Annotated in this window: 15 protein-coding genes; 11 read left to right on the top strand and 4 right to left on the bottom strand. The window is 36.2% G+C overall.

All coding sequences use genetic code 11. The features are described from left to right. Positions 1-3: 3 nt before the first annotated feature. The 3 genes from AC1Q7L_RS02940 to AC1Q7L_RS02930 all read left to right on the top strand — a co-directional run bounded on the left by AC1Q7L_RS02940 (position 4) and on the right by AC1Q7L_RS02930 (position 2,754). Complete coding sequence (locus AC1Q7L_RS02940) at positions 4-870, top strand: helix-turn-helix domain-containing protein (RefSeq protein ID WP_492305493.1); 867 nt, start codon at positions 4-6, stop codon at positions 868-870. A gap of 128 nt (positions 871-998) precedes the next feature. After that, positions 999-2,120, top strand: coding sequence for an aldo/keto reductase (locus AC1Q7L_RS02935; RefSeq protein ID WP_492305494.1), 1,122 nt, complete (start codon positions 999-1,001; stop codon positions 2,118-2,120). Between the two features lie 28 nt (positions 2,121-2,148). Beyond that, on the top strand, positions 2,149-2,754 hold the full coding sequence (locus AC1Q7L_RS02930; protein ID WP_492305495.1) for an NAD(P)H-dependent oxidoreductase: 606 nt from the start codon (positions 2,149-2,151) through the stop codon (positions 2,752-2,754). Positions 2,755-2,828: 74 nt separating this feature from the next. Here AC1Q7L_RS02930 and AC1Q7L_RS02925 read toward each other — a convergent pair whose 3' ends face one another. Beyond that, on the bottom strand, positions 2,829-3,227 hold the full coding sequence (locus tag AC1Q7L_RS02925) for a winged helix-turn-helix transcriptional regulator (protein WP_492305496.1): 399 nt from the start codon (positions 3,225-3,227) through the stop codon (positions 2,829-2,831). 116 nt (positions 3,228-3,343) lie between these two features. Between AC1Q7L_RS02925 and AC1Q7L_RS02920 the strand changes: the two genes are divergently transcribed. Then, positions 3,344-3,781: a nuclear transport factor 2 family protein gene (locus tag AC1Q7L_RS02920; RefSeq protein ID WP_492305497.1), complete on the top strand. Its 438-nt coding sequence runs from the start codon at positions 3,344-3,346 to the stop codon at positions 3,779-3,781. A gap of 179 nt (positions 3,782-3,960) precedes the next feature. Next, complete coding sequence (locus AC1Q7L_RS02915; RefSeq protein ID WP_492305498.1) at positions 3,961-4,587, top strand: CatA-like O-acetyltransferase; 627 nt, start codon at positions 3,961-3,963, stop codon at positions 4,585-4,587. A 223-nt stretch (positions 4,588-4,810) separates the two neighbouring features. Here AC1Q7L_RS02915 and AC1Q7L_RS02910 read toward each other — a convergent pair whose 3' ends face one another. Further along, positions 4,811-5,560: an NUDIX hydrolase gene (locus tag AC1Q7L_RS02910; RefSeq protein WP_410690536.1), complete on the bottom strand. Its 750-nt coding sequence runs from the start codon at positions 5,558-5,560 to the stop codon at positions 4,811-4,813. Between the two features lie 615 nt (positions 5,561-6,175). On the opposite strand from AC1Q7L_RS02910, the gene AC1Q7L_RS02905 reads away from it, so the two are divergent. From AC1Q7L_RS02905 to AC1Q7L_RS02885, 5 genes are all read left to right on the top strand, one after another. Further along, the gene (locus AC1Q7L_RS02905; RefSeq protein ID WP_492305499.1) at positions 6,176-8,422 is read left to right on the top strand and encodes a TonB-dependent receptor; all 2,247 of its coding nucleotides are present in this window, start codon (positions 6,176-6,178) and stop codon (positions 8,420-8,422) included. An 11-nt stretch (positions 8,423-8,433) separates the two neighbouring features. After that, a complete protein-coding gene (locus tag AC1Q7L_RS02900; protein ID WP_492305500.1) occupies positions 8,434-10,734 on the top strand; it encodes a glycoside hydrolase family 3 protein in 2,301 nt (766 codons plus the stop codon). 195 nt (positions 10,735-10,929) lie between these two features. After that, the gene (locus tag AC1Q7L_RS02895; RefSeq protein ID WP_492305501.1) at positions 10,930-11,805 is read left to right on the top strand and encodes an alpha/beta hydrolase; all 876 of its coding nucleotides are present in this window, start codon (positions 10,930-10,932) and stop codon (positions 11,803-11,805) included. Positions 11,806-11,813: 8 nt separating this feature from the next. Beyond that, positions 11,814-12,845, top strand: a complete 1,032-nt coding sequence (locus AC1Q7L_RS02890; protein WP_492305502.1) for a nucleoside hydrolase — start codon at positions 11,814-11,816, stop codon at positions 12,843-12,845. Positions 12,846-12,848: 3 nt separating this feature from the next. After that, the gene (locus tag AC1Q7L_RS02885; protein ID WP_492305503.1) at positions 12,849-15,308 is read left to right on the top strand and encodes a glycoside hydrolase family 3 C-terminal domain-containing protein; all 2,460 of its coding nucleotides are present in this window, start codon (positions 12,849-12,851) and stop codon (positions 15,306-15,308) included. 38 nt (positions 15,309-15,346) lie between these two features. On the opposite strand, the gene AC1Q7L_RS02880 is transcribed toward AC1Q7L_RS02885, so the two are convergent. Then, the gene (locus AC1Q7L_RS02880) at positions 15,347-16,135 is read right to left on the bottom strand and encodes an SDR family oxidoreductase (protein WP_492305504.1); all 789 of its coding nucleotides are present in this window, start codon (positions 16,133-16,135) and stop codon (positions 15,347-15,349) included. 464 nt (positions 16,136-16,599) lie between these two features. On the opposite strand from AC1Q7L_RS02880, the gene AC1Q7L_RS02875 reads away from it, so the two are divergent. Continuing rightward, entirely contained in the window at positions 16,600-17,793 is a 1,194-nt protein-coding gene (locus AC1Q7L_RS02875; RefSeq protein ID WP_492305505.1) for an MFS transporter, read from the top strand. A gap of 36 nt (positions 17,794-17,829) precedes the next feature. Here AC1Q7L_RS02875 and AC1Q7L_RS02870 read toward each other — a convergent pair whose 3' ends face one another. Further along, positions 17,830-18,213, bottom strand: a complete 384-nt coding sequence (locus AC1Q7L_RS02870) for a winged helix-turn-helix transcriptional regulator (protein WP_410690545.1) — start codon at positions 18,211-18,213, stop codon at positions 17,830-17,832. Between the last annotated feature and the right edge of the window lie 87 nt (positions 18,214-18,300).

The following is an 18,300-nucleotide window of genomic DNA, read 5'->3' as shown; positions in this document are numbered from 1 at the left end:
GTAATGAAAGTTTTTAAAGATTTTGCATCATACAATAGATTCATGGGAATGTCTGAACCTTTGAATGAAGATATTGATGTTGGATATTATGATCCTCCAAATATCATATTGGGATCCGATCCTGTGATGGTAGATTTTTACAGAATATCTATTAAAATTAAATTCAAACGTAAAGCAACACCGTTCGCAGAGCCTATTAACGCTGTCTTTTTCAACAGTCCGGATCTGGTTATAGCACCGGGTTGGGATGCTGAACCTACCTATACGGGAATGTATCTTCAACTTTCTAAAAAAGTCATTGGTCAAAATAGATTTTTATTTAAAACGTACTTAGATTACGGACAGCATGAGGCGCTTTATTTAACAGAAGAGGAAGTAGATGAAATAAGTGCTGTTTTCAGATTGCTGTTTAAATATTATGAAAGCGAAAAAAAGCATTTCGGGGTTTTATTGTCTTATGTAAATGTTTTAATATCATTGGTAGAAGCTTTTTATAAGAGACAGTTTTCAACCGATCCTAAACAATACAACCGAATTGTGACCGATTTTCAACAAAATTTAATAGATTATTACAATCAGCCTGTAAAACAGCTTCCCAATGTTCAGTATTTTGCGGATGCGCTAGGATTAACGGCCAATTATCTAGGAGATATCATTAAACATTATACTCAAAGATCTGCACTTGAAAACATTCATGACTTTATAATTAGAAAAGCAAAAGAATTACTCGAACAAAATGCTGAAATGAATACCACTGAAGTTGCATATGAATTAGGCTTTGAATATCCCAATTACTTTTCGAAGTTCTTTAAAAAACAAGTGGGATTAAGCCCGAAAGAATATCGTTTACAACACATTAATAAAGAGTAAACTTATCATAAACGCCTTCACAAGAGGCGTTTTTTTTTTATCAGTAATTTGTATCTTTTTTATTGGTAATCTGTCTCTGTTAAAAATTTTATTCGTTTCTACATTTGTTCAGTACAAAATAGGATAAAATGAAAAACAGTAATAATGAAAATTCAAGACGGAAATTTATTCAGCAAACAGCAATGGCAGGACTTGGATTACTATTAGCTCCGAATATATTGTCTGCATCAGTAAATGAGCCCCTTGAAAATAATATGGATAAAAAAGAGGATACAATGACTAAAAGAAAATTGGGTACGTTAGAAGTTTCAGCTTTAGGAGCAGGCTGTATGAGCATTACTGCAAATTATGGGGCAGGGGCAAAAATTGAAGATGGCATAAAAACGATTCGTACGGCTTATGAAAATGGAGTGACTTTTTTTGACACAGCCGAAGTTTATGGATTACACGCCAACGAAAAAATAGTAGGTGAAGCTTTATTGCCCATGAGAAACAAAGTTACTATTGCTACAAAATTTGGCTTTGATCTCGAAAATGGCGGATTAAATAGCCGTCCTGAACATATTAAAAAAGTAGTTGAAGAATCTTTAATCCGTTTAAAGACCGACCGTATAGATCTTTTATATCAACATAGAGTTGACCCGAATGTGCCAATTGAAGAGGTAGCCGGAGCAGTAAAAGATTTGATTAAAGAAGGAAAAGTGTTGCATTTTGGTTTGTCAGAAGCTAAGGTGTCAACCATTCGCAGAGCACATGCCGTTCAGCCTATTTCGGCTATTCAAACCGAATATTCTTTTATGGAAAGAACTGTTGAAAAAAATGGAGTTTTAGCTATTTGTGAAGAACTGGGAATTGGTTTTGTTCCTTGGGGACCTGTTGGAATGGGGTATTTAACCGGAAAATTAAATGCTCAAAGTCATTTTGATGATAAATTGGATTTACGCAAAACTTTCGACCGTTTTAGTCCTGAAAACTTAGCATTGAATATGCCTATCGTTAATTTACTTAATGATTTTGCATCAAAGAAAAATGCCACTGCTTCACAAATCGCTTTAGCTTGGTTACTCGCTCAAAAACCATTTATTGTTCCTATTCCGGGAACAAGAAACATCCCTCATTTGAATGAAAATTTGGGAGCATCACATATCCAGCTTACCAATGCTGATTTGCAGGAATTAGAAACAGAATATTTAAAACTAAAAGTATACGGAGGCAGAATGAATGCAATGCAAATGGCAATTTGTGAGTAGTTATTAAGAATATTTAAATAAAATCAAAATGAATCAAACAAAAAAAATATTGTTAATCAATACTCATTTAACATATCCTAATTGGTCAGAAGGCCTTTTAAATGATGCTTTCAACCAAAAAGCAAAAGAGTTTTTCACATCAAAGGGTTTTGAAATTTTAGAAACAAAAGTTGAAGATGGTTATAATGCGGACGAAGAAGTAGAAAAACATTTGCAAGCAGATATTATTATCCTGCAAACGCCCATCAATTGGTTCGGCGCTCCCTGGATTTACAAAAAATATGTAGATGAGGTTTTCAATAGTGGATTGTATAGCGCAAAATTCCTTTCTGGCGATGGTAGAACTAGGGAAGACCTAACAAAACAATACGGGACAGGTGGAAAAATGCAGGACAAAAAATTTATGGTCTGCAGCACTTGGAACGCTCCGTCAGAAAGTTTCAATGATATTAATCAACAGTTGTTTCAGGGAATAAGTACGCAGGATTATTTGTTACATATTACCAGTAATTACCGTTTCTGTGGTGTTGATGTTGTTCCGGATTATAATTGTTTTGATATTTTCAAAGATGGAGATATTGCAAAAGATTTAGAGAATTATCCTGCACATTTATCCAAGGTTTTTGGAATTTAAACATGATTAATCGTTAAAAAGCTGAGGTAATTAAGCTGTAATAAGACCTTGCAATATTAAAATTGTGAGGTTTTTTATTGTTTTTTTGATTTCCCGGAAGACATTTCGCTTTTAATCTTCTCGCGGTGCTGCATTCCCCATCTTGTCATAGCTCCCACCAGTTCTTCCAGCGTTTGACTGTAGGGTAGGAGCTCATATTCAATACTTACGGGATAGCCAACTTCTACTTTTTTAATGATAAATCCGTTTAGCTCCAATTCTTTAAGCTCGCTTGAAAGAACTCTTGCTGAAATTCCACTTACCTGTCTCTGAATTTCGGTAAAACGTTTGTTTCCTCTCGCCATTGCAATGATGATCATTAGTTTCCATTTGCCGCCAATTACATATAATGCATCTGAAACTGCCATTAAAACAGTGTTACATTCTTCTGTAAATGCTTTGCTATCTATTTGATTTTCTTGCGGTTCTTTCATAAATTAGATTCATATTAGCAACTAACCTTTTAGTAACTACTAATAAAATGTAAGCAAATATAATATAATTTTGTCATGTAATAATTACAAAAAATATTAATTAAAACAATAAAATTATGACATTAGAAACTGTAAAAATCAAAGAAGAATTAAGAAACCTGATCGATGATTATGCTTATTTAGGTGACGAGAAAAAGATCTCGGAAGTGATGGATTTATTTACACCCGATCTTTCATACAATGTTTATATGAATGGAAATTTAGTATCCAGTGTTTCGGGAAGAGAAAAGATGGAAAGTGATTTTAATACTCACGCATCGCAGGTAAAAACTTATTTTACTTTAAACGGACAACACACGGTAAAAATCAACGCTGATACTGCTACAGGCATTTCTTTTTCACAAATAAAAATGATAAGAGAAGTCGAAGAAAAAGATGTTTTAACAGATTATAGCGTAAAATATGATGACCAATATGTATATCTAAACGGAAAATGGCTGATAAAGGAACGTATTGCTTATTTCATCATTCTGGAATCGAGATCCATTTCTTAAAAGTATTAATTTTTTCAAACCTATTTTATAAATAATGGAGAGCTCAATGCTCTCTTTTTATGATTAAAAATCAAGAAATTTCTAATAATTGTAATTATATAATACAATTTTCTGTTCCTACAATTTTTTAAAATCAGAAAACTTCCTGAAATTTGCAGCAAGTAAAAATGAAGACAATAATGAAGATAATAGATGTAGAAAACTGGAATAGAAAAGAACATTTCGAATTTTTCTCAAGAATGGCAAGTCCGTATTTTGGATTTACAACTGAGGTAGACTGTACAAAAGCATTTCAAAAAGCTAAAGATGAAGGGCATTCTTTTTTCGCCTCATACCTTCACAAATCAATGGTTGCCGTAAATTCTGTGTATGAATTAAGATTAAGAATCCTCGACGGTAAAGTTGTCGAATTTGATGATATTCATGCAGGCACAACAATCGGAAGGGCAGACGGAACTTTTGGTTTTGCGTTCATCCATTTTTCTAAAGATTTTGATGTTTTCAATGCCGAATTACAAAGCGAAATAGAAGGAGTACAAAATACGACAGGAATCAGAATGAATAATGGAGAATTAGGTAAAGATTTGATAAGACATTCTACAATTCCGTGGAATTCGTTCAGTGCTTTACTTCATCCGACTCCTTTAGATAAAACAGAATCTGTACCAAAAATTACTTTCGGAAAATTCAGCATTCGTGATGGTAAAAAATTCTTACCTGTTTCTATTGAAGCGCATCATGGTTTAGCAGACGGAATTCACATTGCGAGATATTTGGAAGAATTCCAGAGACAACTTAATATGTAAACTGAAGAAAAAATTAACCACAAAAGTCACAAAAGACCAATCTTGAAGTTAAAGATTTTAAAGTTCACAAAATGAAAATCAAAGATTTTTAAAAGCTTTTGTATTCTTCTTTTTTAGCATTATTTTAAACTAAAAAATATACAAAACTTTTGTAACTTTTGTGGTTAATATACAAAGCAAAGATAACTTCCATCATCAATCTTCATACTTCCAACCTAAAACCCTACCAATTACTCAACCCGTTTTCCAACGCTTTCTCGTAATTTTCTTCATCGAAAGAATACAAATCAGGAGATTTATGAGCGCCTCCGCGTCTTTGTTCTTCCAATTTATTTAGAATTCCAAGATTTTTTATTTTTCTGTAAAAATTTCCGCGATTAAGTTCTTTTCCTAAAATTGCTTCATATAATTTCTGCAATTCAGAAAGGGTAAATTTTTCTGGTAAAAGATTATATCCGATAGGCTTTGTTGAGATTTTTTCGCGTAAAGTCATTAATGCTTTTTCTACGATCTCGCGGTGATCCATGGCCAATTCAATTTCTGATAATTGACTCAAATAAATCCACTCAACCTTCTCACTGAATTCATCCGGAATAGGATTCAATTTTGTAGGATTGTACAAGGCATAATATCCAATAGAGATAAATCTTTGTTTGTGAAAAAGCGTTTCATCGAAATCTTCAAAATAAAATTCACTTCTGTTTTTCTTTCCAAAAACCCCAAATTCCTCAAGATAAACTCCTGTTACACCGGCTCTGTCTCTTAAAATTCTTTCCACCGCTTCATCCAGATCTTCGTCTTTTCTCACGTAACCTCCCGGCAGCAGCCATTGTTTTCGGTAATTCATCTTGATCAGTAAAACCTTTAACTCGTTCTGTTCAAACCCAAAGATCACAGGATCTGCGGATATATGAGGAAGAAAAAGTTCTCTGGCTTCGTTTGATTTATCTAAAAGTTGCTGTTTCGAATCCATTTGTATTGTATGAAAAAACGTAATATCACAAATTTAGTAATAAAAATTTTGAGACAACCCCGAAAACGTATTCTTGAAGCAAATTTTGGGGAAAATTTAAGACTTCTCTAATCATTGTTTCACTAAGAATCAATGAAATCATACAAATAAAAATACATTTATTTAATTAAATATCAATTAGTTAAAGTCAATATTAAATTTTATTAATATTTTTTTGGTAAATCGAATCAGAAAATGTAGTATTGTAATGCTTCGTAATGAAGCAATAAGAAAACAACACTAAGAAAATGAAAATTACTTCGAAAATGCTCTTCCCTGAGAGTATACATTCTTCAGTACAAGTAGATCTCTAATCAACTATAATAGCTGAATGAAAATAGATGTTACAAAACATCATTATTCTCATTCTTAGGCAGATGTAGATGAATAAAGTGGCTGTATTAGTTTAAAAAATCCGGTACTGATTTTTAATGATTGCAAAATCCATTCAAATAAAATTTGAGTGCAGGATATTTCTATGTTTTAAACAATTGAATAAAAGCAATTTAAAATACTGAAATCCAAACATTTAAAAGATAAAAAGAAACTAACAGAAGAAATTATAGAAACTAAACAATGAGAAAATCAACATTAAAAATTTCAGCACTGGGCATTGCTCTTTTCTGTTCAAACCTTGCTTTTGCACAGAAAGACAGTCTTACTGTACAGGATTCTGTCAGATTGCAGGAAAAAATAAAGATCAGCAATTCAAAAGAAGATAATAACAGAAATGTAATGCTGAATGCTGCCAATAATACCAGTCCGAGAGATGTGAATATCGGGCTTCCATCCACAGTTGGCGGAATTACCATCCTTGAAAACGACCTTCCCACAGTCTATTTTTTCTGGCCGGAGCTTCCAAATAAAACATGGAGGCAAAGTGTAGGCCTGGAGAAAACAGGACTGCTGAAAATGGATCAGCTGGCTAATACAATGGGGGATCTTGGTTTTGCCGTCAATTCTTATTCTCAGACAGGAACAAAGGATTTTAAACTGAAAGGAAAATTCACCACAAGTACTTTCGGATGGCTTCAGGGAGATGTAAATGCCTCAGGACCGATTTCTAAAAACGGATGGACCTATACTGTGGGGGCTTTTGCAAACTATGACCCAAGCACTTTCAAACTTGGTTTTGCAAGAAATGTAGACGAGACAAAGATCTTCAGAGCAGGTGTTACGAAATATTTTAATAATGATAAAGGAAAGATCTCAATTCTATATAAATATGCAGATTCTTATAATGTAGGAAACTATGCAGTTTTTCAGTATGGGGAAAACGGAAAAGTGACTGAGCTTGACAATTTCAGGATCGGAAGAGATTCATATGTTGTAAACGATGGAAAAATCAAAATGAAAGATATTCTGTCCGGAGAAACATATTGGGCAAATATGGCCGGAAACGACAACATAAATACGTCTCACAACATCGATATTTTAGGGAATTATATGTTAAATAATGGTTGGAATTTCAAGTTCTCAACAAGAGCACATTTTGCCACAGCAAAATCATCCAATATTATTCCGTTAAGTATTTTCAATGCGGATCCATCTGCAGGATATACGATAGCTTCTACGGGACAGCCATATTCCGGAGCTGTTGGAACCCAGCTGGCTATGCACACGCCGGCAACTCCGATCACCAATATTGCAGGAAGATTTTCATTAAATAAACAAGTGGGAAATCACAACGTAACGGTGGGGATTTTAGAACAATACTATCACATAAATAAATTCACATCCAACAGATCTTTCTTTTTTCAGACTGTTGAACCACAGCCACAAAGACTGATCGGGCCAGCAACTGATGCAGATGGTTTTTATAACTATAATGCAGGAGGAGAATTTCACAGCGGAACCGAAAACAAACTTTCAGTATATGCAACCGATGAGTGGAAAGTATCAGAGAACTTTAATCTGAGCTATGGCTTACATTTAAAAAATCATATCATAGACGGAGAATATTCTTTAACTCCAAGAACGGTAGGCTTCAATTTTACAGATCCAAGCCAGTTTAATCATATCAGTCAAAGCTTTTTCCAGATTAATGGTAGCTTAAATGCAACCTACAACATCAGCAAAAATTTCGGAGTAATTGCCAACTTACTGTACACAGAAGAAAACAGAAGACTGGAAAGTTATTCTCAGGCTTTTGAACCTAATACAACCAAAATTAAAAGTCCGCTCGGAGCATTGGGAGTTTTCTGGAACACAGATTATATTCAGTTGATTTCTCAGGCAACTTACCTTAAAAAGAATAATAATCTTAACCGATATAATTTAGTTAATCCAGCCAATACGACACAGGCTCAGAACGTTACTGTTTACTATGATATCCAGACGATTGGATGGACGACAGATTTTGTGTTAAAACCATTTAAAGGATTTAATCTTCATTATCTGATTACATTACAGAATCCTGTATATAAGAAATTCAATTTCAACGCATTCGGAACAGATTACGATTACAACGACAACAATGTTTTGGGAGTCGCTAAAGTTTTAATGGAAATCGACCCTAGTTATACCGTTGACAAATGGAGATTCTGGGCGAGCTTCAGATATTTCTCAAAACAGTACGCCAACCTTACCAACGCTTTATACTTCGCTCCAAGATGGGAAACTTTCGGTGGGGTAAGTTATACAGTTAACAAAAATATCAACCTTGGCGCAACAGTGATCAACTTCCTGAACCAAAGGGGAGCAAGTGGTACCATCAACGGTGCTGAATTAATCACAGATGCCAGTCCATATTACGGAAAACTATTGACAGGAACATACATTATGCCGCTGACAGGACAGTTTTCAGTAAGCTTTAATTTTTAACAGGAAGAACAATGAAAAAGACAGTTTTAAGTATTGCTGTTTTGTGTTTAGGAATCTCGGTTTCTGCACAAAATATTCATCAGATAAAAAACAACAGCGGACCCGTTTTAGGATATTCCGAAGAATCGGGAGTAAAAATTCTTGAGGTTGCAGGAAAGAAATTTAAGGATTTAAATAAAAACGGAAAACTCGACAAGTATGAAGACTGGCGTTTATCTGTAGAAGAAAGAGCAAAAGATCTGGCTTCCAAAATGTCTGTTGAACAGATCGCCGGTTTGATGCTTTACAGTGCTCACCAGGCAGTTCCGGCTCCGTCTGAAGGTTTCAGAGCGGGAAAATACAATGGTAAGTTTTTCAGTGAAAGCGGTGCCAATCCATGGGATCTTACCGATCAGCAAAAGAAATTTTTAAAAGATGACAATCTTCGCCATGTTCTGGTAACCACTTTACAGTCACCGGAAGTCGCTGCAAAATGGAATAACAATTTACAGTCTTATATTGAAGGTCTGGGACTTGGAATTCCATCCAATAACAGTACTGACCCGAGGCATTCTGCTTCTGTTACTGCTGAATTTAATGAAGGGGCAGGCGGGCAAATTTCTCTTTGGCCGGATGGATTGGCCATGGGAGCTACTTTTGATCCTGAACTGGTCAGAAAATTCGGAAATATTGCTGCCCAGGAATACCGGGCGTTGGGAATTTCTACCGCCTTATCTCCGCAAATCGATTTAGGGACAGAACCTCGCTGGTACAGAATTGCTTACGTTTTCAGCGAAAGCCCTGAATTGACTACTGATTTAGCAAGAGGTTATATCGATGGTTTCCAGACTTCTTTTGGAAAAGATGTGATTAAAAATGGCTGGGGTTACAAAAGCGTTAATGCAATGGTAAAACACTGGCCGGGCGGTGGTCCTGAAGAAGGAGGTCGTGACGGTCACTGGGCCATGGGAAAATATGCCGTTTATCCGGGAAATAATTTCCAAAATCATGTGAAACCCTTTACAGAAGGAGCTTTTAAATTAAATGGCGGAACCAAAGAAGCATCTGCAGTAATGCCTTACTATACAATCAGCTTTAACCAGGATACCAAGAACGGTGAAAATGTAGGAAATGGATTCAGCAAATATTTAATTACTGATCTTTTAAGAGGAAAATATGGTTATGATGGAGTAGTATGTACCGACTGGCTGATTACTGCTGAAGAAGGAAAAACTCCCGGAACTTTTGCCGGAAAGCCCTGGGGTGTTGAAAAACTATCAATTGCAGAGCGTCATTACAAAGTACTGGAAGCCGGAGTTGATCAGTTTGGAGGAAATAATGATAAAGGACCTGTTCTGGAAGCCTATCAAATGGGCGTAAAAGAACATGGTGAAAAATATATGCGTACCCGTTTCGAGCAATCGGCTGTTCGTCTGTTAAAGAATATTTTCAGAACCGGATTGTTTGAAAATCCTTATGTAAACGTGGAAGAAACCAAAAAGATAGTAGGAAATCCTGAATTTATGAAAGCGGGATACGATGCACAGGTAAAATCTATTGTGATGTTGAAAAATAAAGCTCAGGTTCTTCCTATTAAAGAAAGAAAAACGGTTTACATTCCGAAGAGATATTCTCCTGCAACATTCAATTGGTGGGGAGTGTACACGGCTCCGTCTTTAGATTATCCTGTTGACTTAGATTTTGTTAAAAAACACTACAACGTTACAGATGATCCGACCAAAGCAGATTTTGCCATCGTATTTGTTCAAAGTCCGCACAGTGAAGAAGGAGGCTACAGCGATGTTGACGTAAAAGATGGCGGAAACGGATACCTTCCGATTTCTCTTCAATATCAAACCTATACGGCAACAGATGCCCGTGAAAAAAGTATTGCAGCAGGAGATGCGGTGGTGGCACCAACGGTTAAAGACAGAACGTTCAGGAATAAGACGAGTACCGCCACAAATTTCACTGATTTATTAAATATTGAAAATACTTATAAAGCAATGAACGGAAAACCGGTCATTGTTTCTGTGACCACTTCAAAGCCAATGATTTTCTCTGAATTTGAAAAACATTCTGACGGTATTTTAGTGAATTTCAATGTGTCCAATCAGGCTGTAGTAGATATTATCGCAGGAAAATATGAGCCGTCAGGATTATTGCCACTTCAGATGCCTGCCGATATGAAAACAGTGGAAACACAGAAAGAAGATGTTCCGTTTGATATGATTCCTTACAAAGATTCGGAAGGTCATGCCTATGACTTCGGGTACGGGTTGAACTGGTCAGGGATTATTAAAGATGCCAGAACACAGAAATACGTGAAATAATTCAATAAAAATTAAACCACAAAAGAATATAAGAATTTAAAATGTCGAAAGTACTAAAGTTCACATAAGAAGAAAATCAAAGATTTTCAAAAAACGTAAGTGTACTTATCAACAGCATGGCTTTTAACTTTATAACTACTTAAATGTAAGTGTTTTGAGTTTTTTGTGGTTAAAAAATATTTAAAACTAATCGAAATGAAAAAATTTATCATAGCAAGTGTATTCCTTATCGGAATCAACAATATACAGGCTCAAAAAAGTATCCCGTTATACACTGGTAAAGCACCCGGAACAGAAAGCTGGAAGCAGAAAGAAGCACAAACATATTCGGATCTGTTTAAAACAGAGGTTGTTTACAATGTAGCACAACCTTCAATTTTGGTTTTCGAAGCCGACAAAGCTAAAGCAAATGGTACAGCCATCGTTATTGCTCCGGGAGGTGGTTTTCAAAGTTTATCGATCAACAGAGAAGGGATTGATCTCGCAAAAAAACTCGCTGAAAACGGAATAACAGCCATTGTTTTAAAATACCGTTTACTGGAAACAAAATCCAACGATCCTGCCCGAGAAATGATGGAAAATATCAAAGACAGAAAAGCTTTTGACGCTAAAACAGCTCCGATCAAAGTAATGGCAGGCGAGGATATTAAAACCGCTATCTCTTATGTAAGAGCTCACGCTAAAGAATTAAATATTCAGACTGATAAGTTAGGTGTAATCGGTTTCTCAGCCGGAGCAAGTGTCATTTTAGAAAGTGTACTTCACAGTAAAGAGGCCTCAACCTTACCCAACTTTGCCGCATCTATTTACGGTGGTCCCAATGAGGATATTTTGAATTCAAAGATTCCGGGATCAATACCGATGTTTATTTGTGCAGCGACTGATGATCAGTTGAAACTAGCTCCAAAAAGTATTCAGCTTTACAATAAATGGCTGGATGCCGGACAGCCTGTAGAACTTCACATGTATGAGAAAGGAGGTCATGGCTTCGGAATGGGAATTCAGAATTTACCTGTCGACAAATGGTCGGATGTCTATTTTGACTGGTTGAAATTCCATAAATTTTTATAATTCTTATAATGAAATCAGTATTTTTTAATATAGTTTCTTTATTCGCAGCAGTATCTGTTTCGGCGCAGAATACTGCTGTGATTTCTGAAATGGACCCATTTGTAAAATCTCGTTACAGAGTGATTGTCGACAATGATTTTGGTGGTGATCCGGATGGATTATTTCAATTGGTTCATCAGATTCTTTCGCCATCAACAGAAATTCGGGGCATTATCGGTTCTCATTTGAAGCCGGGAGATCCGTTTGATTCATCTACAATTACCGCAGAAAACGCAGTGAAAAAGGTGAATGAAACCCTTACGATCATGAATCTTAAAGACAAATTTAAAATTTATCAGGGTTCAAATGATCAGTTAAAAGATCTGAAAACACCACAAATCTCAGCCGGAGCTAAAGCCATTGTTGCTGAAGCGATGAGAACAGATGTAAAAACGCCACTGTTTGTCGTATGTGGAGCCGGATTAACAGAAATTGCGAGTGCCTATCTGCTGGAACCGAAGATCGCTGAAAAAGTAATCGTTGTATGGATTGGCGGTCCTGAATATCAGGATCTGGCAACTCCACCACCGAATTTCACCCCTTTAGAATACAATCTTGGAATCGATATCAAAGCGGGACAGGTAGTTTTTAATCAATCTGATCTAAAAGTATGGCAGATTCCTAGAAATGCTTACCGACAGGCATTAATGTCGTATGCAGAACTGATGACCAGAGTAAAGGCGGAAGGAAAGACCGGAGCATATCTGTCAAAACAGATTGAAGACCTTATGGAAAGAACCCAGAAGTTCAATCTTCAAATTGGTGAAACTTATATTATGGGAGATAGTCCGTTGGTTCTGTTAACCGCTTTACAATCGTCTTTCGAAGCCGATCCGTCATCAAGTCAGTATGTATTAAAGAATGCTCCGAAAATCAATGATAACGGAACATATGAATACAATCCGAACGGAAGAAATATCAGGATATACAACAACTTAGATGTCCGACTGATGTTCGAAGATTTTTATGCTAAACTCAAATTATTTAATTCAAACAAATAAAATATGAAGAAGAACCAATCTGCATTGATCAAACTTGTTCAGAAAGCCAAAAATTCAGGATTATTTCTTGTGTTACTGGCGACATCAGCAGTTGCAAATGCTCAGCAAAATACTCAGACCATTACGGTAAATGGTCAAACCTTTAAAGATTTAAATAAAAACGGAAAATTAGATCCCTGGGAAGACAGCCGTCTTTCTGTCGATAAAAGAATTGATGCCATCGTCAAACAAATGACGAATGCTGAAAAAGTTGATTTGCTGATCGGAACAGGAATGCCCGGAATTGAAGTACTGACAGGACCTGTAGGAGATTCTAAACAGGGTCTTGTTCCGGGAGCTGCGGGAGGAACAGCCAATTTTGACAGATTCGGGATTCCTGCGACAGTAGTTGCCGATGGTCCTGCAGGGTTAAGAATAGCTCCGACCAGAGATAATGATTCAAAAACTTATTATGCAACGGCCTTTCCGGTGGGAACAGCATTGGCTTCCACCTGGAACAAAACCTTACTGGAGCAGGTGGGAAAAGCCATGGGAAATGAAGTAAAAGAATATGGAGTAGATGTCCTTTTGGCTCCGGCTTTAAACATTCACAGAAACCCGTTGAACGGAAGAAATTTTGAATATTATTCTGAAGATCCTTTAATTTCAGGAAAAACTGCCGCAGCAATTGTTAACGGAATCCAGTCCCAGGGAGTAGGAACTTCTGTTAAGCATTTTGCGGCTAACAATGAAGAAACCAACCGTTTGACGATCAATGCCCATGTTTCAGAACGTGCGATGAGAGAATTGTATTTAAAAGGTTTTGAAATTACGGTCAAAGAATCTCAGCCATGGACGGTAATGTCTTCTTATAATTTGTTAAACGGAGTCTATACTTCCGACAGCAAAGATTTACTGACTCAGGTTTTAAGAAATGAATGGGGCTTCAAAGGCATTGTAATGACCGACTGGTTTGGAGGTTTTCCGGGGTTTGAATCTATCCAAAGCGGTGGAATTTCTGATGTTGTAAAACAGATGAATGCAGGAAACGATCTTCTGATGCCGGGAATTCCCGCACAGAAAAAAGTACTTCTTGCCGCCCTGGATTCAGGGAAATTATCTCAGGAAGTTGCGAATCTCAATGTAAAAAGAATTCTTGAGTATGTTTTCCGGACTCCGACTTTCGCGCAATACAAATACAGCGATAAACCTAACCTTGCCCAAAATGCAGAAGTGACGAGAAATGCTGCCACAGAAGGAATGGTATTGCTTAAAAATGATAACAGTGCATTGCCTTTTGCCAATAAGCAGAAAGAAGTTTCCTTATTCGGAGTTACTTCTTATGCTTGGATCACGGGCGGAACAGGGAGTGGAAGTGTCAATAACAAACACACTGTTTCATTATTGGAAGGGCTGAATTCTGCAGGCTATCAACTGGATAAAGAATTGGTGGATTTATACAAGCCTCACGCCGAAAAAGAAGTAGCCGCGGAAAAGGAAAGAAGAAAAGCCAGAGGAATTTTAGCGTTGCCGGAAAGACTTCCCGAAATGAAAATGAATGATGCCTTCCTTGCTAAAAAAGCTGAAACTTCAGAAATTGCTTTTGTTACGTTAGGAAGAAATTCGGGAGAAGGCGGCGATAGAGTCGTTGATAATGATTTTAATCTGGCGACTGAAGAAATCGAAATGATGGATAAAATTTCAAAAGCTTTCCACGCAAAAGGTAAAAAAGTAGTGGTAATTTTAAATATCGGCGGTGTTATTGAAACGGCATCATGGAAAGATAAAGTAGATGCTATTTTATTGGCATGGCAGCCGGGTCAGGAAGGTGGACATTCTGTAGCAGACGTTATTTCCGGGAAAATAAATCCTTCCGGAAAATTAACGATGACTTTCCCTGTAAAATATTCGGATACTCCGTCTGCGAAAAACTTTCCGGGAGTTCCTGCTGAAAACCCAAAAGAAGTGACGTATGAAGAGGGAGTTTATGTCGGATACCGTTATTTCAATACTTTCAATGTAAAACCTTCATATGAATTCGGATTTGGAAAGTCGTATACCAGTTTCGATTATTCAAATATAAAAATCAGTTCACCAACTTTTAAAGATAAAATTCAGGTGAGTGTTACGGTTAAAAACAACGGAAAAGTAGCCGGAAAAGAAGTGGTGGAGTTGTATCTTTCTGCTCCGAACAAGTTGATCGATAAACCAAAATCTGAACTGAAAGCTTTTGCAAAAACGAAGGAATTACAGCCTGGTGAGAGTGAAACACTTATTCTGCAGCTTAATCCAAAAGATTTAGCTTCATTTATCACTGATAAAAGCGCCTGGATCGCTGAAAAAGGAAAATATAAAGTTTCTGTCGGGGCATCATCTTTAGACATTAAACAAAATGCGGAGTTTGAAGTCAATTCAGATATTACCGTAGAAAAAGTACAGCATGTTTTTCCTGCGGATAAACAGTTTAAGGATTTAAAACCTTAAAAATAAACAAGGAAAAGAGGTTCAATACGAACCTCTTTTTAATATGTATTATTCAATCCTCCATCCAGAGGAATATTGGTTCCGGTAAGATAAGCAGCATATTCTGAAGCTAAAAAAGCGACCAAATGACCATATTCTTCCGGTTTACCCAATCTTTTCATAGGAATTTTATCTTCTCTTCCTTTTTTTATTTCTTCCGCGGATTGATTGCTTTGTTCTGCTTCGTGATCAATCAGTTTTTTGATTCGTTCAGTGTCAAAATATCCGGTGAGAACATTGTTCACCGTAATATTATGCTGTGCAACTTCATTAGCTAAAGTTTTTGCCCATGCTGCCACTGCAGAGCGAATAGAATTTGACAGCACTAAATTATTAATCGGTGATTTTACCGACAGAGAAGAGACATTGATAATCCGCCCGTGATTTTGTCTGATCATATATGGCAAGGCCAAATTTGTGGTTTCACAAACAGTCTTAAAGACCAGATCAAAAGCCTTCTGATAATCATCCACATTCTTTTCTAATGCAACTCCGGGCTCAGGACCATTAGTATTATTGACCAGAATATCAATTGAATTGTTTTTAAAATACCCCGAAATAATGCCTCTGTACTTTTCAAAATCAGAAAAATCCGCTACCAGATATTGATGTATCTGTTTTTCGTTCATAACAGGTAAGGAAGCCACAAAGATTTTTAATTTTTCTTCATTTCGAGCCATGACGGTGACATTTGCTCCACATTTCGCCAGTTCCAGAGCAATTCCCGCTCCGATTCCTTGGGTAGCAGCTCCTACCAGTGCATTTTTTGATATTAATTGAATATTCATGAATCTATCTTTTCTAAATCTTATTGGATAAATGTACAAAAAAGTGCTTGAATTCAATGAAAAACAGAAATATTAAAACATTGTGTAGTTGGAAAATCGCAAAGTCGCAAAGTATAATTAAAATAATGTTTTTAAGGCGCAAGGATTTTATCTGCGATAAAATTTATAGCGTTTTATCATACCAAATGTTTGTTGAAAATCTACGATTTTCTTGCGCCTTAAAGCAGTGTAATGATTAAAAATCTTTGCGCACTTGCGATTCACCAACAAAAAAAATGAATTAAACACTCGAAAATAGATAATTTATACAAATCTCTTTTTTACAAAAATAAGTACCTTTGCTGGTCTCTAAAAAAGACATTCTTTTTCTGATTGATTTCATTAATCTTATAATTAATCATTAACAATTTGAAATCAATCAAAATTCAAGAATTCTATAACTAAATTTGAAGTAAATTTTCACCATGCAGATGAGCTCTTCTAACGGTATTTCGCGTACTGTAATTTGGCTAATGGCCATTATTTCCGGACTTGTAGTTGCCAACAATTATTATAATCAACCTTTATTGGGACTTATTTCGAAAGATTTAAACGTTTCTGAAAGTGCAGCCAGTAGAATTTCTATGCTTACTCAGATAGGATATGCGATTGGATTATTGATGATTGTTCCATTGGGAGATAAATTTTTCCGCAAAAGATTAATTCTCATCGATCTGTTTTTAGTCTTTGGGTCATTATTGTGGATGACATTTGCCACTCAACTATGGATGTTATATGCAGCCAGTTTACTGATAGGAGTGACGTCTGTAATTCCTCAGTTATTCATTCCTATCGCCGCTGAACTATCTTCTGACAAAGAAAAATCATCCAATATTGGAACCGTTATGTCGGGCTTATTATTAGGAATTCTTTTATCAAGATTTATAGGTGGAATTGTAGGCGATGTCTGGGGATGGAGAGCCATGTTTGGAATCGCTGCAGGACTGATGATCTTGGTTTGGTTTGCCGTTTACAAAATGCTACCCGAGATGCAACCTAATTTCAAAGGAACCTATAAAGAATTGATGCGTTCTGTGGGGCATTTAGCCAAAACACAACCTATTTTACAGTTGGCTTCATTCCGTGGAGCGATGGCATTTGGGTCGATGTGTGCTTTGTTTACAACATTGGTCTTCCACATGGAAAAACCACCATTCAATGCAGGTGCATCAGTCGTAGGAAGCTTTGGATTAGCAGGCGCTGTGGGTGCTTTAGCTGCTGCGAAAGTTGGGAAACTTCAAAAATTCTTAGATATCAACAGAATTATTTCTTATTCTTTATTGGTTGTTTTGGGAAGCTGGGCGTTTACGTATTTTGCAGGAGAAACTTATTGGGGACTGATTGTGGGAGTTATTCTTGTTGATTTAGGAGTACAGTCGAGTCATATTATGAATCAGACCAATTACTTTTTAATAAAATCTAATGCCGTCAACAGACTGAATACCGTGTATATGGTTTGTTATTTCATCGGTGGATCATTAGGAACATGGCTGGCTTCTATCGCATGGCAATATGCGCAATGGGACGGAGTTTGCTTCGTTGGGGCATCATTTGGATTATTGGCTTTGATTGCCCATATACTATTCTCTAACAAGGTTAATAAAGAGACTGGAAACTAGAGTGTTTTAAAGTTTAAAATATATGAATAAATCTCATTAATTTTCATCAACTTCCAATAGCTGTTCTTTTACTAATTTTTTATGTTTCTTCCCCCAATCTTCCAACTGTCTCCAAATAGGAATCAGTTCTCTGGCTATTTCTGTTAATTCATAATCTACTCTTGGAGGAACTTGGGCATACACAGTCCTTTTTAGTAATCCATCTTTTTCCATTTCTCTTAAATGTAGGGTAAGCATTCTCTCTGTGATCCCTGAAATTCGGTCTCTAATCTCACTGAAACGCAATTTTCCGTTTTCAAGCTTACATAAGATCAAGAGTTTCCATCTTCCTCCAGTTTTGCAAACCGCATACGTTAAATCACATTCCGTAATATATTGTGAATTAATACTGTTCGTTGAATTTTCCTTCTTCTTAGCCATTACTTACAAATTTGTTAGTACCATACAATTAACCGTGTACAGTGCAAATTTAGGGTTTGTATTTTAATTTTGCAGCATTAAAATTTA

The sequence above is a fragment of the Chryseobacterium sp. GW823-FHT05E08 genome (genome assembly GCF_058795655.1).
This window is presented reverse-complemented; position numbering and strand designations above follow the sequence as displayed.

Excerpts from the sequence above, each read along its gene's own strand:
- AC1Q7L_RS02940 (WP_492305493.1), top strand. The coding sequence starts at position 4 with ATGAAAGTTTTTAAAGATTTTGCATCATACAATAGATTCATGGGAATG.
- AC1Q7L_RS02870 (WP_410690545.1), bottom strand. The coding sequence starts at position 18,213 with ATGGCTAAGAAGAAGGAAAATTCAACGAACAGTATTAATTCACAATAT.
- AC1Q7L_RS02900 (WP_492305500.1), top strand. The coding sequence starts at position 8,434 with ATGAAAAAGACAGTTTTAAGTATTGCTGTTTTGTGTTTAGGAATCTCG.
- AC1Q7L_RS02935 (WP_492305494.1), top strand. The coding sequence starts at position 999 with ATGAAAAACAGTAATAATGAAAATTCAAGACGGAAATTTATTCAGCAA.
- AC1Q7L_RS02890 (WP_492305502.1), top strand. The coding sequence starts at position 11,814 with ATGAAATCAGTATTTTTTAATATAGTTTCTTTATTCGCAGCAGTATCT.
- AC1Q7L_RS02930 (WP_492305495.1), top strand. The coding sequence starts at position 2,149 with ATGAATCAAACAAAAAAAATATTGTTAATCAATACTCATTTAACATAT.
- AC1Q7L_RS02875 (WP_492305505.1), top strand. The coding sequence starts at position 16,600 with ATGCAGATGAGCTCTTCTAACGGTATTTCGCGTACTGTAATTTGGCTA.
- AC1Q7L_RS02910 (WP_410690536.1), bottom strand. The coding sequence starts at position 5,560 with ATGGATTCGAAACAGCAACTTTTAGATAAATCAAACGAAGCCAGAGAA.
- AC1Q7L_RS02925 (WP_492305496.1), bottom strand. The coding sequence starts at position 3,227 with ATGAAAGAACCGCAAGAAAATCAAATAGATAGCAAAGCATTTACAGAA.
- AC1Q7L_RS02905 (WP_492305499.1), top strand. The coding sequence starts at position 6,176 with ATGAGAAAATCAACATTAAAAATTTCAGCACTGGGCATTGCTCTTTTC.
- AC1Q7L_RS02915 (WP_492305498.1), top strand. The coding sequence starts at position 3,961 with ATGAAGATAATAGATGTAGAAAACTGGAATAGAAAAGAACATTTCGAA.
- AC1Q7L_RS02885 (WP_492305503.1), top strand. The coding sequence starts at position 12,849 with ATGAAGAAGAACCAATCTGCATTGATCAAACTTGTTCAGAAAGCCAAA.
- AC1Q7L_RS02920 (WP_492305497.1), top strand. The coding sequence starts at position 3,344 with ATGACATTAGAAACTGTAAAAATCAAAGAAGAATTAAGAAACCTGATC.
- AC1Q7L_RS02880 (WP_492305504.1), bottom strand. The coding sequence starts at position 16,135 with ATGAATATTCAATTAATATCAAAAAATGCACTGGTAGGAGCTGCTACC.
- AC1Q7L_RS02895 (WP_492305501.1), top strand. The coding sequence starts at position 10,930 with ATGAAAAAATTTATCATAGCAAGTGTATTCCTTATCGGAATCAACAAT.